The sequence below is a fragment of the Candidatus Poriferisocius sp. genome, from assembly GCF_965204015.1.
In the GTDB taxonomy this organism is placed as follows: domain Bacteria; phylum Actinomycetota; class Acidimicrobiia; order Acidimicrobiales; family Bin134; genus Poriferisocius.
In genome coordinates this window covers 1,740,293-1,755,422 of the sequence record NZ_OZ241965.1, presented here as the reverse complement: position 1 = coordinate 1,755,422, position 15,130 = coordinate 1,740,293, and the positions used below count along the sequence as shown (strand labels likewise).

Annotated in this window: 9 protein-coding genes and 1 pseudogene; 2 read left to right on the top strand and 8 right to left on the bottom strand. The window is 67.1% G+C overall.

Features of this window, described 5'->3' with window-relative positions; genetic code table 11:
• Positions 1 to 6 precede the first annotated feature (6 nt).
• From ACOGJC_RS07785 to ACOGJC_RS07765, 5 genes are read right to left on the bottom strand one after another with little or no spacing between them, the layout of a single operon-like run.
• Complete coding sequence (locus tag ACOGJC_RS07785; protein WP_419847930.1) at positions 7 to 999, bottom strand: endo-1,4-beta-xylanase; 993 nt, start codon at positions 997 to 999, stop codon at positions 7 to 9.
• A complete protein-coding gene (locus tag ACOGJC_RS07780; protein WP_419847929.1) occupies positions 996 to 1,565 on the bottom strand; it encodes a TetR/AcrR family transcriptional regulator in 570 nt (189 codons plus the stop codon). Before ACOGJC_RS07780 ends, ACOGJC_RS07785 begins: the two co-directional genes overlap by 4 nt.
• Positions 1,562 to 4,384 carry an ABC transporter permease subunit gene (locus tag ACOGJC_RS07775; protein ID WP_419847928.1) on the bottom strand — a complete coding sequence of 941 codons (2,823 nt, stop codon included), beginning with the start codon at positions 4,382 to 4,384 and terminating at the stop codon, positions 1,562 to 1,564. The genes ACOGJC_RS07780 and ACOGJC_RS07775 overlap by 4 nt, the downstream gene beginning before the upstream one ends.
• Complete coding sequence (locus ACOGJC_RS07770) at positions 4,381 to 6,597, bottom strand: ATP-binding protein (protein ID WP_419847927.1); 2,217 nt, start codon at positions 6,595 to 6,597, stop codon at positions 4,381 to 4,383. Before ACOGJC_RS07770 ends, ACOGJC_RS07775 begins: the two co-directional genes overlap by 4 nt.
• A 31-nt stretch (positions 6,598 to 6,628) precedes the next feature.
• Complete coding sequence (locus ACOGJC_RS07765) at positions 6,629 to 8,119, bottom strand: hypothetical protein (RefSeq protein WP_419847926.1); 1,491 nt, start codon at positions 8,117 to 8,119, stop codon at positions 6,629 to 6,631.
• Positions 8,120 to 8,205: 86 nt separating this feature from the next.
• Between ACOGJC_RS07765 and ACOGJC_RS07760 the strand changes: the two genes are divergently transcribed.
• Together ACOGJC_RS07760 and ACOGJC_RS07755 are read left to right on the top strand one after the other, a co-directional pair.
• Entirely contained in the window at positions 8,206 to 10,605 is a 2,400-nt protein-coding gene (locus ACOGJC_RS07760; RefSeq protein ID WP_419847925.1) for a glycoside hydrolase family 3 protein, read from the top strand.
• Positions 10,598 to 12,076 (top strand): sulfatase, encoded by a 1,479-nt coding sequence (locus ACOGJC_RS07755; protein WP_419847924.1) that lies wholly within the window; start codon positions 10,598 to 10,600, stop codon positions 12,074 to 12,076. The genes ACOGJC_RS07760 and ACOGJC_RS07755 overlap by 8 nt, the downstream gene beginning before the upstream one ends.
• Before the next feature lie 20 nt (positions 12,077 to 12,096).
• On the opposite strand, the gene ACOGJC_RS07750 is transcribed toward ACOGJC_RS07755, so the two are convergent.
• The 3 genes and pseudogenes from ACOGJC_RS07750 to ACOGJC_RS07740 form a co-directional block, all read right to left on the bottom strand.
• Positions 12,097 to 12,843: a type 1 glutamine amidotransferase domain-containing protein gene (locus tag ACOGJC_RS07750; RefSeq protein WP_419848215.1), complete on the bottom strand. Its 747-nt coding sequence runs from the start codon at positions 12,841 to 12,843 to the stop codon at positions 12,097 to 12,099.
• A 63-nt stretch (positions 12,844 to 12,906) separates the two neighbouring features.
• Positions 12,907 to 14,679, bottom strand: a pseudogene (locus tag ACOGJC_RS07745) (sulfatase-like hydrolase/transferase); the annotation flags it as partial.
• Positions 14,676 to 15,128, bottom strand: a complete 453-nt coding sequence (locus tag ACOGJC_RS07740) for an SRPBCC family protein (RefSeq protein WP_419847923.1) — start codon at positions 15,126 to 15,128, stop codon at positions 14,676 to 14,678. The pseudogene ACOGJC_RS07745 and the gene ACOGJC_RS07740, both read right to left, overlap by 4 nt.
• Positions 15,129 to 15,130 lie beyond the last annotated feature (2 nt).

The following is a 15,130-nucleotide window of genomic DNA, read 5'->3' as shown; positions in this document are numbered from 1 at the left end:
GACCGTCTAACCGGTTGGCGTGCGGCGGGCGCGGGAGGCGAAGGCGGCGGCTACGGCGTGGTAGGCGGGCTTGGGTTGGCCCTCTCGGTCGAACAGCAGGGGGGCTCGATCGGGTCCGAAGTGCTCGTCGACCCAGGAATGGGCGTCGCTCACCCCCCAGAAGGTGATCTCGCGGCACGCTTCCACCGACAAAGCGGCATCGACCAACTCGCCATAGATCCGAGCCTGAACGTCGAGGCGGTCGCTGTCGGTCGGGTGGGCCAACACGTCCATTTCGGTGACGGCCACCTCCAGGCCCATGTCGGCGTAGGTGTTCACTACCTGGTGGAAGCGCTCGGGGGTAGGGGGCGCGGGGGAGAAGTCGGGGTAGAGCTGATGGCCCTGCACTCCGATGCCGTGGAGGGGCAGGCCTCGCTCAACCAGATCGGCCACCATTTTGGTGAATAGCTCGTGCTTGTCGGGCACGATGTCGTTGTGGGTCTCGTTGATCCACAATTCGATTGTGGGGTCCACATCATGGGCCAGCGTCAGCACCTCGGCCATGTAGTCGTCGCCCATCAGGGAGCGCCAAACGGAGTCGGCAAGGCGCCCCTCCAGCCAGTGCAGCGGTTCATTGACCACATCCACCCGGGCCACCGAGCCGCCCCAGTGGGCAAACAGAACTTCAAGGTGTTCGACCAGGTGACGGCGCAGGGCCGCGGCGTCGTCGCAGTCGGTGATGTAGGGCGGCGTGCCCCAATGGGGCCACACCACGGTGTGGCCCCGCACCTGCATCCCATGGGACTCGGCGAATTGGACCAGGCCGTCGTTGGCGGCCCACTCCCACCGATCGGGCTCTGGATGGATCCACATCCACTTCATGGCCCGCTCGGCGGTAAGCGAGTTGAACTCTCCGGCCAATAGCGAGCAATAGGTCTCATCCCCGGTGTCGAACACGGTTTCGCTAACGGCGGCCCCCACCCGGACACCGCCCGCGGCGGCAAGCTCGCGCAAGCTCATGGTGCCGCTCTCAAGCCGAAGGCTCGGGCCACGACCTGCGACCACACGTCGGGATCAGGGGCGGGACGGCCATGGGCTTCCTGCACCCCGACCCCGGACGACAAGGCGTTGATGACGTAGAGCAGCACTTCGGAATGGTCGAGGTGACTCAGGGAATCGAGGATCCAAGCGCTGCGAGCGGCGAAGATCTCCTGAACTCCGGCGGCCACGTCGGGATCATGGCGAGCGGCCGCGGCGGCATCGATCTGCAAGAGCCTCAGATCGCGGCTGTCGGGGTTGATGAACTGGATGAAGGCGGTCATCGGCTGCTCAGCCACGGCGTCCATGTCGAACCGGGCATCGCGTTCAGCCAACTGGGTGCGGATCACCTCCACCAAGAGCTGGCCCTTTGACCGGAAGTGGCCGTAAATGGCCCCTTTGGTCACCTCGGCGGCCTTGGCGATGTCGCGCAGCGAGACCGCGGCATAGCCGTGTTCGATGAACACCGCGGCGGCAACCTCCAAGAGCCGGGCCCGGGTGGCCGCCGCCTTGGGGGTGATCGGCGGATCGGCAAAGGCAGAGGTCATGGGTTGGCTCCGGCGTCTGATCGGTCGATGGCTCTAGTGTCGGTGCCGAGGTAGCTGGCCACCACCAGGGGGTTATCGCGCACGGCGGCCGGCGTCCCCTTGGCGATCACCTCCCCGGCGTCCATGCAATAGATGCGATCGCTGATGGACATCACCAGTGGCATGTCGTGCTCGATCAACAGGACCGAGGCATCCAACTCTCGGCGCACTCCGTGCAGCAACGGCACCAAAGCCTCGGCCTCTCGCTGGGCCACTCCGGCGGTGGGCTCGTCGAGGCAGAGCAGACGGGAACCGCCAGCCACCAGGCAGGCCAGCTCCACAATCCGGCGGGTGCCGGTGGACAACTCGGCCACAAACTTGTCGGCGAAGTCGCCCAAGCCGAAGAAGCCGATCAGGTCGTCAGCCACCCCGATCTGCCGCCGCTCGTGCCGGGAGCCCGATGGCAGGGCCAGGGCGGCGGGCCAAAAGCGGGTGCGGCCCCGCCGCTCCAGCGCCACTTGCACCGTCTCGCGCACGGTGAGGTCGGGGAACAAGGTGGCGGCCTGGAAGGCCCGGCCCAGATGGTGGCGGTGGCGGCGATGGGCCGCCAGCCGGCTCACGTCGGTTCCGTAGATCTCCACTCGGCCACTTGCGGGGATCAGGCCCCCCACCCCGTTCATGAACGAGGTCTTGCCCGCGCCGTTGGTGCCGATAAGCCCCACAATCTCCCCGTGGCCCACCTCGAGGCTCACCTGGCTCACGGCCACCCGGGGGCCGTAGCACACGGTGAGCTCGCTGGCGGCCAACGCAATGTCCGATGGCGGGTCGGGAATCGATGGTGGCGCGGGGATGTCGCGCCCCCGCACCAGGGGCGCGGGCTTCCTCTGGGCCAGCCAGCTGAAGTACGAGTCTCGAGCCATGTACCAGAGCTGCACGAACCCTCCCGGCGCGTACATCAACAGCACCAGGATTCCCAGGCTGCTGGTCAGCACCGGGATCAGTGCGGAATCGGGCCAGAAGGCGGGGAGCCCGATCACCCACAGCGCGCCGAGCACCGGGCCGAGCACCGAGCCGATGCCGCCGATCACCGCAATGGCCACCACCTTGAACGAAGTGTCCACCGAGAAGAAGGAGAACAACACGGTGGAATAGAGCCCGGCCAGCAGCGCCCCGGCGAACCCGGCCAACCCGCCGCCCAAGGCGAAGGCCAGCACCTTTGATCCGGTGGGCCACACGGTGGCGGCGGCTGCGGCCGATGGGTTCTCCCTGGTGGCCACGATCCGGCGCCCGATACCGGTGCGGCGCAGGTGGGCGGTGAACGCCACCCCCAGCACCAAGCCGATCAGGGCCAGATAGAAATAGGTTCGCTGGGGGGCGAGATCGATGGGCCCGATATGGGCCCGCTCCAGAAGCGCCGCAGATTGGCTGCCTCCGCTGAGGAACGGCCGGGTGAAGAAGAACTTCTCCGCCGCCACCGCAAACGCCAGGGTGACCACGGCCAGCAACAGGCCCCGGGCCCGGAGCGCGCCGATGCCGATGATCACCGACGCTGCGGCCGCCACAACTGTGCCCCACACCGCAGCCCACAAGAAATGCAGCTCGGGCATGGGTACCGCCACATCGAACCCGGCCACCCCGAGTCCGAGATCGTTCCCGTTGACCAGCGCGGTGGTGGTGAGAGCGCCCAGGCCGGCGAAAGCGCCTTGGCCCAGCGAGATCTGCCCGCTCCAGCCCACCAGCACCACCAAAGAGAGGGCGGCCAACGCCATCAGCAATATCTCGCTGTAGCGGAAGGTGCGGCTGGCCGTGGTGACGAACACCGGCACCACCGCGGCAATGGCCACCCCAACCGCGGCCAGGACTCGAGAATGGTTGCGAACCCACCAGATCGAGCGCAGCCGGGCCGGAATGGGGCGAATCCGGGGGCTGAATGAGAAGGCGCCGGCCTCGTCGGGGGCGCCACGGCGGGTGGTGGCCACGATCCCGAGGATTGCCACCAGCAGCAGCACGGCTTCGAATCTCCCCAGATCCAGCGGGTAGTTGACCCTCACCAGAGCCTCGACGATGCCGAGGATGATCCCGGCCGCCACCGCCACACTGAACGACACGAACGAGGCGCACACCGCCACCACCAGCACCCGGGTCATGGTGGCGTGACCGGGGCTGGTGGCCACGAACGATCCGATGGAGTCGGCTTCTTGGAACACCGTGACCAGACCGGCGAACGCCCCGGTGAGGGCCCACACCACCGTTGACACCCGCCCCGGATGGATGCCGGCCAGACGAGCCCGGTCAGGATCGGCCGCGGTGGCCCGGATGGCCCGACCCCACGCCGACCACCGCACCCAGATGCTCAGCGCCACCACCGCGGCGGCGGAGGCGACGAACAAGACGAACTCGCCCCCGTCTATGCGGATGCCGAACCACTCCAGCTCCCGGTTCCACGGCGTGGGGAAGCGGTGCCGCTTATCGGCCGCCGAGGCCTCGGGCAGGGCGAAGATGAGGGCTTGGGCCAACTGCGCCAGCCCGATGGTGGCCACCAGCAAAATCACCCGGGGGGCGGTGAACAGGCGGCGCACCACGGTCAGCTCGGCCAGCCCCAGGAACACGGCCCCAGCCAGCACGGCGAGAACCACCCCGGTCCAGTACGGCGCGCCGTAGCGGATCACCAGGTGGGCCATCACCTGGCTGGCCAACACCCCGGTGGCCCCCACCGCGAAATTGATGATGCGGCTCGACCGGTAGATGAGGATGACGCCAAGGGCCAACAGAGCGTAAGAGAGCCCGTTGACCGCGCCGATGAAGACGAATTGGCGTCCGACCTCGAAGGCGAGGATCACGACGAGTCTTCCGGTTCGGTGCGGTCGTCACCCAAGAACACCGCCCGAGCGATGTCGCCCCGCTCGGCGAGCTCCGCGGTCGGCCCGTCGAAGCGGATCTGTCCTTTCTCGATAAACACCGCCCGATCCGACAGGGCCGCGGCGATGTTGAGCGACTGCTCCACGATGATCATCGTTTGGCCCTCGGCCTTGAGCCGCTCCACGATCTCCAACAGCTCGCCGATCACCGCGGGGGCGAGGCCGAGCGACAGCTCGTCTATCAGCAGCACGTCGGGCTCATGCATCAGCACCATGGCAAGGGCCAGCATCTGCTGCTGCCCGCCGCTGAGCGCACCAGCGGGCTCGTCGAGCCGATCAGCCAACTCGGGGAAGATCTCCAGCACATGGTCGATCCGGGCATTGAGCTGGGCTCGATTGCGCCGCATGGTCCACCCCCCGGTGCGGAGATTGTCTTCGATGGACAGCGGCAGAAACACCGCTTTGCCCCCGGGGAGCTGCTGGATTCCCATGTCCACCCGGGTCTGGGGGGAGGTGAGGGTGATGTCGCGCCCGTGCAGCGAGACGATGCCGCGCGAGGGCACAGCCAGCCCGCTGATAACCCGCAGGATCGTCGACTTGCCCGCCCCGTTGGTGCCCAGCAGCGCCAGGGTCTCGCCCCGGTCCACATGGAGGTTGACCCCGAACAGCACTTGCACCGGCCCGTAGGAGAAGTCGATGTCCCGCAACCCGACGGCGGGCAACTGGTCGGGATGCGATTTCCTCCGCTCCAGCTCGGCGTGGTCTTTCTCGATCTCGTCGACCACCAGCGACAGATCGTGGCGAATGTGCCGCGCCCCCCAGATCAACAGGGCGCCCCCGATGATCTTGAATGGGATGGCCACGATCAAGATGGCGGTGCGCTCGTCGGTGGCGTCGGAGAGCAATCCGGCCACGATGGGGCCGAGCACACCGCCGCCCAAGAAGATCACCATGATCGACAGGGCGGTGGACTGGGCCCGCAGCCGGTAGGGGACCACGCCCACCAGAAGCGGCGAGATCATGCCGAAGATCACGACGCTCAACACCGCGGGCACGATGCCCACCGCGGCGAACAGCACGGGATGGGGCATGAAGAACTGGATGGGGATGGCCACCGCAATGGGGAAGAACAGTGCGCCCACCCAGGCCAGCGCCCGTTCCGGGCTTTCGCGGTACAGGGCGTCGTAGCGCTTGGCCGCCCACGGCGCAGCCGCAAAGGCCAGCATCCCGGGAACGAATCCGATCATGGCCCGCTCGAACGGGCTCAGGCCCCACCGGTCATCCAGGAACAGATTGACTAGGAAGCCCTGTCCGATGATCGAGAACACGATGATGCTGAACGAGATCCACGCCAGCTTCAGCGTCTTGATGGCCATGAGGCGCTGCCAAACCGCCCCCAGCGACACCCGGGGCCGGTCGTCGTCCTCCTCCATTACCTCGCCGATCACCGACTTCTGCTCGAACTGCCCCCGAGGCGGGTCGGGAACGAACAGGGCCCAGAGCCCCAGGAACAAGGTGGGCCAGGCAAACACCCAATAGGCCCACCGCCAGTTGTCGTCCACCAGCAGCATGAGGCCGCCCACCAACAGCGGGGCGATTCGCTCACCGCCCCGGCCGAGCACATTCTTTACGGCATAGATCCGGCCTCGAGATGAAATGGGGTAGGCGTCGGCCAGCACCGCCCCTTGCACCGGAAAGGTGTTGGACGTGCCGATTCCCATGAGCACACCGACCATGAAGAACCCCAGAGCGGAGGCCTGAAACCCCCGGGTGAACATGGCCACGCTCCAGAAGATGGTGGCCAGCCCCACCAGCCGCATGCGGTTGACCCGATCGGCCATCTTGCCCATCGGGATGGCGCACAGCGTTGTGGTGATGAGACCTCCGATCCCCATCACCGCCAGACCGGCGTCGGACACATTGAAACTGTCCTGGATCTCCGGTCCGAGCAGGCTGGGGATGGCAAGTTGGAAGGCATCCACCGCGTCCAGGGTGCCCAGCACGGCCAGCACACCTACGCCGCCGGTGGCCACTGCTTGTCGCAGCGTGATCGCCTCTTCGCCGACTCCGGGGAGGTCCTCATCGGCGCGGATCTCTAGCTGATCGGCTTCGGCCGCCTCTCGGGCCGCCTCCTCATCGAGCAGCGCCCGGCTGAAGTCGGCGAAGCTGCGGCGGTCGCCGGACGCTTCAGTCATCTAGTGGTCCGTCTGTGAATTGGCTAGGTGGTCACGGGGTCAGGTCGACAGGGTCGCCGAGGCCGACGAGTTCGCCGTCCTCATCGGCGTCGCCGTCGAACTGCACAAACCGCATGGTGTCGTTGCCGTTGTACTTGCCCGGCCCAAACGACAAGAACGGGATCTCCGGCAGCGATGCCTGGGAGAGCGAATCCAGTCCAGCCTGGAAGGAGTCGTTGGTGAGCTCCGGCCCGGCCGCAGTGGCGATCTGCACGAACAGTGACAGATCGCGGCACGCCAGCACGGTGTAGCTCCAGTAGTTGGGGTCTTCCTCGCTGTTCTCCACTCCCGGACCAGGTCGCTCGAAGCGTTCGTCGGGAAGCGCGGCCATCACCACGTCGAGGCACTCCTGGGTCTCGGCGTCCACCGGATCGGAGGGCAGATTGAGTCGAACGGCTGTGGCGATGGTGCCGTCCAGCGCCATTGGGTCGATGCCCGAGGAGATTGCGGTGGTGAAGTTGCCGGAGTCGACCGCGGCCATCTGAATTCCCAAGTCGCCGTAGGTGACGAGGCCGGTGGCCGCCGCCCCAAATATCACCATGCGGTCGATGCCGGCGTCGGCCACCTGCTGTTGCATGATCTCGGTCTGACTCTCAATGGCATCTTCGTCGAGCACGAGGTCGTCGATGTTCATGGTGATGGCGATTTCCACCCCGATGTCGGCAAAGGCTGCTTTCACAACATCCTCAACCCGGTCTTGAGTGTCGGACCCGTCATAATGGACGCCCACCGCGGAAGCGCCGTCGAACCACCCTCTACGGGCCAGTTCGGTGATGAACACCTCCTCCCCGGCCGTCCCCGAGAGCCTGAAGCTGGCCAGAGGGGCCCTGGCCCGTTCCAAAAGCTCTCCACTGGCGTTTACCTGGGAACCCACGTTGATGGTCTCGTGCTGTTCCGACACGCAGTAGTTGGCGTCGCCCCGCAAGCCACCCAGCACGGCGAACACCTCGTGATCCTCGGTGAGTGTGATGCAGGCGGCCAGCATCTCATTGGGAAGGGCCGGGTTGAATCCGGCGATGTACGGCTCCAACGACCGGCCGTAGATGCCGCCTTCGGCGTTGACCGCGCCGGTAAGGGCGTCCCACACCGGTTCGGGGTCGCCGAAGAAGCCGAAGCCGAACAAGGAGACGTCCCAGAACCCGACACCGATCCGGATGGTGTCCTCGGTGACGCCCCGGAAGCTGGCGGTGAGCACGATCGGCGTGGGCTCGGGAGTGGGCTCCGGCGCCGGTTCAGAGGGCTCGCCGTCGCTGGCCGGCTCTTCGGGGGCTTCCGCGGCCGGCTCGGGCTCCTCGTCTTCTGCCGCTGGCTCGCTGGGAGCTTCTTCGGTTGGCTCGGCCGGTTCGGCCGCCGGCTCTTCGGCTGCCGCGGTCGGGGCCTCCTCAGCCGCGGGCTCGTCCTCGCCGCCACCCCCGGTGGTGCAGGCGGTGGCGAACACCGCCAGCGCCAGTAGCAGTGCCATCAACGTCCGTCGGTATCTCATCGCTTTCCCCCTGATCCCGTCGCCGTTGCATGCAAAATATACCAGTGGTAGAAAAATTGTCCAGAGGATGTTTGAAAGAGGGTCTCATGGCTGGTGTCCAAGCGCTGGTTGCCGATCTGACGCTGGAGGAGAAGTGCCGGATGGTGGTGGGCGAGAGCCCGTGGACCATCCCCGGCTGTGAGCGGCTTGGGATTCCCGGCTGGTGCGTCAGCGACGGCCCGGTCGGGGTGCGGGGCCGGACCATGGGGCCGGGCCTGGTAGTGCCCGGGCCGTCGGCCATTGCCGCCACCTGGAATCCCGCCCTGGTCCACGAACTGGGCCAAGCTCTGGGAACCGAGGCCACCGACCGCAAGGTCGACATGATCCTCGCCCCCACGGTCAACCTCCACCGCTCCCCGAGGGGCGGCCGTCATTTTGAGAGCTACAGCGAGGATCCTGAGCTGAGCTCGCGCATCGCGGTGGCGTACATCACCGGCGTCCAGTCGCAGGGGGTGGGCGCCTGCGTCAAGCACTATGTGGCCAACGACCAGGAGTTCGAGCGCTTCACCATCAACGTGGATGTCGACGAGCGGAGCCTGCGGGAGATATACCTCCCCCCGTTTGAGGCCGCCGTCAAGGAAGCCGGGGTCCGCTCCGTCATGGCCGCCTACAACTTCGTCAACGGCCACCACGCTTGCGCCCAGCCGGATCTGTTGATCGGCATATTGAAGGAGGAGTGGGCATTCGACGGCTTCGTGGTCTCCGACTGGGGCGCCATCAAAGAGACGGTGGCGCCCGCCCTCCACGGACTTGACCTGGAGATGGCCGGTCCGGGCCGATGGTGGGGCAAGGGCCAGCTTCAAGAGGCGGTCGAGGCCGGAAAAGTGGACGAATCGCTTATCGACGACAAGGTGCGCCGCATTGTCGGCTTCCTGCACTGGGCTGGACGCCTTAACACGCCCACCGACCACGACGAGGCCAGCATCGAACGGCCCGAGCACCGGGAGTTGGCCCGCCGCGCCGCCGCAGAGTCGATGGTGCTGGTTCGCAACCAAGGCGGCCTCCTGCCGCTGGCCAGCGACGGCACGGTGGCGCTCATCGGCGCAGGCGCGGCCGATACGGCCCTGCTGGGCGGCGGCTCGGCCAGCTTGGTTCCTCATCGCACCACCTCGGTGCTGGAGTCGCTGGGGGAGCGGCTCGGCCCGCGGTTGATCGGCCACGCTACCGGTCTCGAGATGCGCCGCAACGCCGACGCCGTCCCCCAGTCGTGGATTTCCGCCGGCGTGAGCTTCGAGCTCTACAACAGCATTGGGTTCGACGGCGAGCCGTTCGAGACTCTCACCCGTCCCCTGCCGTTCAATGCGTGGATCGGCGACAACTGGCCCGAAGACTGCGACACCTTGTCGGTGCGACTGGAGTTCACCATGACGCCCGAGCAGTCTGGGCGACACCGGTTGTGCGCCCTCGGCTTCGCCCATGCTTGCCTGTATGTCGACGGCCAGTTGGTGGCTGACAACCAGGTTGACGGGTTCGGCGCCGGCCTGGGCTTGCACGGCGGACACGGGTATCTGCACCTGGAGGCCGGCCAGCAATACCACATCCGCCTCGACCACGTCCCCAGAGAGAGGCGCCAGTGGGTGTGCATAGTGGACGTGGGGGTGGAGCTGGCCGACATGGATCGCGAGCAGGGCCTGAGCGAAGCCGCCGCATTGGCCGCCCAGGCCGACACCGCGGTGGTGGTAGTCGGCTCCAACGCCGAATGGGAGTCGGAGGGCGGCGACCGAGATTCGATCGAGCTGCCCAACCAACAAGACGAGCTGGTGGAGCGAGTGCTCGACGCCAACCCCAACACGGTGGTGGTGCTCAATTGCGGCGCCCCTATGACTCTGCCGTGGCTCGATCGGGCCAAAGCGGTGCTGTTGGCCTGGTACCCCGGCCAGGAGGGAGGGGAGGCCATCGCCGATGTGCTGGTCGGCGACGCCGATCCCGGGGGGCGGATGCCCACCAGTTGGGCCTGGCGGGAGCAGGACACGCCCGCCTATCTGAACTACCCCGGCGAGGCCGGCGTAGTGCGCTACGGCGAGGGGATCTTCGTCGGCTACCGCTGGTACGACGCCCGGGCCATCGAGCCGATGATCCCATTCGGCCACGGCGGCTCCTACACCACGTTCGAGTGGGGCGAGCCTGAGGCCAGCGGCGAGGGCACCCAGCGCACCGTGACGGTTCCAGTCACCAACACCGGCCACTGCCGAGGCAGCGAGGTGGTGCAGGTGTACGTGGCCCCGCCCTCCAACGGGGTACCAAGACCCCCCAAAGAGCTGGCCGGATTCGCCAAGCTCACCCTCGCCCCCGGCGAGACCGGCACTGCGGAGGTCACCCTCAACGAGCGGTCGTTCGCCCGCTGGGACCCCGAGACCCACGATTGGGTGGTCGACCCCGGCCAGTACCGACTGGTGGTGGCCGCCTCTGCCACCGATCCCCGATCTGTATTGTCCCTGGATGTCTAACCCCGAGGGCTTCAGCGAGATACGGGACTTGAACTTGAGAGAACAGCCCAACATTGTCCTGATCAATTGCGACGATCTCGGTTACGGCGACCTTGGTTGCTATGGATCTACCGTGCACGACACCCCGGCGCTCGATCGCATGGCCGCGGAGGGGGTGCTGCTCACCGACTTCTACATGGCGTCGCCGGTGTGCTCGCCATCGCGGGGCGCAATGCTCACCGGCTGCTACCCGGCCCGCATCGGCTTCGACTCCTTTGACGGCATGCGCGTGCTCTTCCCCGGGATGGGGATAGGCCTCCATCCCGACGAGATCACCATCGCCCGCCTCCTGAACGACGCGGGGTACGCCACCGCGATGGTCGGGAAATGGCATTGCGGCGACCAGCCCGAGTTCTTGCCCACTCGTCACGGTTTCGACCAGTGGCTGGGGCTTCCCTACAGCAACGACATGGGCATCCAACCCGATCTGTATACCCCCGAAGAACGAGTCGAGCTGAGCAAGAAGCTGGGATTCGAACTGCCCGAGCCGCTTCGGATTCCCCTGCCGCTGATGCTCGACGAGGCGGTCATCGAGGCCCAGCCTGACCAGGCCACCCTCACCTCGCGGTATCTTCAGGAGTCCATCCGGTTCATGCGCGACAACCGCGATCGCCCGTTCTTCCTGTACTTCGCCCACATGTACGTACACCTGCCGATATACGTCCAAGAACAATTCGCCGCCATCTCGCGCAACGGCCCGTACGGGGCCGCCGTCGCTTGCATCGACTGGGCCGCCGATGTCCTCTTGCACGAGCTGGCCGAGCTCGGCCTCGACGACGACACCATCGTGATCTTCACCAGCGACAACGGTGCGCTCGCCCGCCCCGGCGAAGGCTCCAACGCCCCGCTGCGGGCCAACAAGGGCACCACGTGGGAGGGCGGCCAGCGAGTGCCGTGCATCGTGCGGGGACCCGGCCGCATCGCTGCTGGCATCGAGTGCTCTGCGATGGCCACCGCGATGGACCTCTACACCACCATCGCCAGTTGGTGCGGAGTAAACGTGCCGGACGACCGGATCATCGACGGGCGCGACATCAGCGATGTGCTCGAGGGCAAAACCGCCGAGTCCCCGCACGAGGCCTTCTACTACTACTCCGGTTCGAGCCTGGAGGCGGTGCGATCGGGCAAATGGAAGCTCCACGTCTACAAGTCGGGGCACTACGGGAGCGAGGGCGCCCCCACCGAAGAGCTCTACGACCTCGCCGCCGACATCGGCGAGACAACCGATGTCGCCGCCGACCACCCCGTTGTGGTGGCTCGCCTGCGCCAATTGATCGATCTGGCCCGCCACGACCTCGGCGACGGGGTCACCGGCGTCGAGGGTGCCCGCTGCCGGCCAGCCGGCCGAGTACACGACCCCGTGACCCTCACCACCTTCGATCCCAGCCACCCCTACTACATGGCCGAATACGACCTGGCCGACCGAGGCTGAAGACAAAAGCTGGATCGCAGTTAGGTTCGGCTAGGTGCCTTGGCGACGAGCTGCATCATCTCGCGAGCCACCATGGGGGCGGCGTTCTGGTTTTGGCCGGTCACCAGGTTGCCGTCGACCACCCAGTGGTTGGCGAATGCGTCGCGGAACCGGGCGGTGCTCTCGAAGACCGCACCGGCCCGCCGCAATTCGGTTTCGGGATGGTGGGGCGTGCTCTCGATGCCGAGCTCTTGAACCTGCTTGTCGGTCACCCCGGTTACCCGGCGCCCCTTGACCAGCGGCTCCCCGTCAGGCCCGGTGGCCAGCAGTAGGCCGAGCGGGCCGTGGCAGACGCCGCCGATCACCCGATCCAGCCGATTGGCCTCGGTGATCTGGGTCCCGAGATCGGGCGAAAAGCCGAAGTCATAGGCCGCTCCCCACCCTCCGGCTAGGTACACGATGTCGTAGTCGGCCATGTTGAGGTCTTTCACCGCCAGCGACTCGGTGACCTTCTGGCGGAGGTCGTCGTCGATAAGGAAGCGGTCGTCGGCCTCGGTGCGGAGCACGGGTTTCAGCGACTGGGGATCGACGGGGATCTCTCCGCCGGCCGGGCTGGCCACGTGTACCTCCATACCGGCGTCCAAGAAGGCGTAATAGGGCACGGTCATCTCGCTGGAGAACACACCGGTGGGTTTGCCGATGTCGAGCCTCCCGTGGTTGGTGGCCACCACCAGGGCTCGTCGCCCAGTGAGATCGGCCTTGAAGCGACGTTGGTCATCGGGATGCATGCCGACCTGCTGGAGCGCCTTGCGCAGCAGACGGGCAGGGGGCGGGGGCGTCTTGGCCATGGGACCCTCCAAGGGGATGCGCTCGGCGTAAGGCCAAGGCTGGTTGCGGTCGGGAACGCACTTGGTCCGCTCGGCGGCCAAGAGGTTGGTGAGATGGGTGAAAACGGCTGCGGCCGCCGGGTCGCTCGCCCGGTTGTGGGCTTCGATGGGGTCGGCGTCGAGGTCGTACAGCTCCCACTGGTCGGGGAGGGGCTCAGATCGATGGATCGGCCCGGCCGGTCCGCCGGAGGCCAGGTGGCGCACGCCCGGCTCGGTCCAAGTGTCGGGATCGTCGAAGCTCCGCACGATCTTCCACAGGCGGCCGGCACCGCCAGCCGCCGTGGTATCCGGCACCCGCACGACGAGACCCTCGAAGTTGGCGGCGACGTGGGCGGGCACCTGGATGCGCAGCGGGAGTGGTGGACGCACCGTCCGGCCCATCTGCCGGGCCATGGCGTTGGCCCCGGAATCGCCCTCGGGCATGTTGTCGCGGGTCAGCAGGTAGACCGGCCGTTCAGCGTCGGGCGCCGACGTCCCGTCGACCACCGCCATGAGATCGCGGCCGGGAAGGGGGTGCACCTCGGTGTGGGTCTCCTGGAGTTGCCCGGCGGCTTCCTGCTGGTCGATGCCGGCGGCGGCCAACAGCGTCGGCACGAGATCGACATGTGAGCTGGGAGCATCGTCCACCTGGCCGCCCGTCGTCTCTTGATCTCCGATTCGGGCGATGGCGAACGGCACCCGGGTGGCCTCGTCGTACAGGTTGAACCATTTCTGGTGGAGGCCGCCGTGGGCGCCCAACAGCTCGCCGTGGTCGGCGGTTCGCACCAGCACGGCGTGCTCTGATCCCCCCTCGGTGACGGCGCGGCGAACCCGGTCGAGCGGGCCGTCCACCTCGGCGTGGAGGCGGTGGTAGAAATCGCGATACTCCTGGGCCCGCGTCCGATAGACCCGTTCGATCAGTGGCGGCGGCCCGTAGCACGACAGGTAGGAGGCACGGAAGGCGATCTGGGCGGCGGGCTTGGAGGAGAGATCCTCGTTATCGGTGGGCGACGGCGGCACCGGCGGCGGGTCTTCAACGCCAGGGGTGCGAGGGCTTCCCCGCCGCAGCCATCCCGGGGCGAACACGATGTCGTGGGGGTTCACGAAGCTGGCCACCAGCAAGAACGGACGGGCAGCATCGGCATCGCCGGCCCGCCGGCGGGCGTAGCGGTCTTGGAGCCAGGCCACCACCCGGTCGGCAATCAGCGGATCCCGCACAAATCCGGTGTTGGAAAACGACGGACCGTGGGGCTCAGGGCCGATCCATCCGGAGAACCCGAACACACCGAGCGGGTCGGCATCCAGATAGGCCCCCACTGCCATCTCGTCCACTGCACCTTCGCTGTCGTTGGTGGCCAGCGCGCCTTTGGTGGCGGGGTCGAACAGATCGGCGTGGCTCATGTGCCACTTTCCCTGGTAATGGGTGTCGTAGCCCGCGGCCCGGAACCAGTGCCCCAGGGTGGGCACCTCGCCGGGGCGCAGCCACCGCATCCGAGAGTCGTTCCACATTTTCCCCAAGCCGTCGGTCTGGGTCACGCCGTGGACGTCGGGATACTGGCCGGTGAACAGCGTAGGACGGCTGGGCACACAGGCCAGCGAGCCGGTGTAGTGCCGCATGAAGGAAACCCCGTGGTCCTCGAACCACCGGGCCCCGACCAGGGTGCGACGGCGCCACTCGCGCAGCTCGTCGCTCTCATAGAGCGGGGCGGCCCGCTCCTGATCGGTCATGATGACAACCACGTCGGGACGATCGGTCATCGGTCGGACTCCATGGCCATGGCCAGATGGCGTTCGAGTCCGGCGAGCATGATTTCCGAGGCTCGGGCCAAGCGCTGGGCCGCAATCCGGGCGATCAGCTGCTGGGGTGGCCGGGGCCCGGCGTTCACTCGGCTGGTCAACGACACCCGGGTCCCGCTGCCCATCTCCATGAGCGACCAGGTGTTGACCACCGTGTGGATCACCGGTGGGAGACCCTCAATCGAGTAGGCCAGCGCGAGGCCCGGGGTCCATTCCATCACCCGCTCCACCAGGGAGCTGCGGCCCACCTGCACTCGGCGCACCGCGCCGACGCCCTCGGTCTGCTCGCTCATCAAGCAGGAGTGATCGACGTTGGGCGCCCACTTGCTGATGGCGCCGAAGTCGCCCAGCACCTCCCACACTGCATCGGCATCGGCAGCGACAATGGCGGTTCTGGTGGTCTCGCTCATGG

What these genes read in the sequence shown, in the direction of transcription:
- ACOGJC_RS07785 (WP_419847930.1), bottom strand. Translation starts at nt 999, where the DNA reads ATGAGCTTGCGCGAGCTTGCCGCCGCGGGCGGTGTCCGGGTGGGGGCC.
- ACOGJC_RS07780 (WP_419847929.1), bottom strand. Translation starts at nt 1,565, where the DNA reads ATGACCTCTGCCTTTGCCGATCCGCCGATCACCCCCAAGGCGGCGGCC.
- ACOGJC_RS07770 (WP_419847927.1), bottom strand. Translation starts at nt 6,597, where the DNA reads ATGACTGAAGCGTCCGGCGACCGCCGCAGCTTCGCCGACTTCAGCCGG.
- ACOGJC_RS07765 (WP_419847926.1), bottom strand. Translation starts at nt 8,119, where the DNA reads ATGAGATACCGACGGACGTTGATGGCACTGCTACTGGCGCTGGCGGTG.
- ACOGJC_RS07760 (WP_419847925.1), top strand. Translation starts at nt 8,206, where the DNA reads ATGGCTGGTGTCCAAGCGCTGGTTGCCGATCTGACGCTGGAGGAGAAG.
- ACOGJC_RS07755 (WP_419847924.1), top strand. Translation starts at nt 10,598, where the DNA reads ATGTCTAACCCCGAGGGCTTCAGCGAGATACGGGACTTGAACTTGAGA.
- ACOGJC_RS07750 (WP_419848215.1), bottom strand. Translation starts at nt 12,843, where the DNA reads ATGCATCCCGATGACCAACGTCGCTTCAAGGCCGATCTCACTGGGCGA.
- ACOGJC_RS07740 (WP_419847923.1), bottom strand. Translation starts at nt 15,128, where the DNA reads ATGAGCGAGACCACCAGAACCGCCATTGTCGCTGCCGATGCCGATGCA.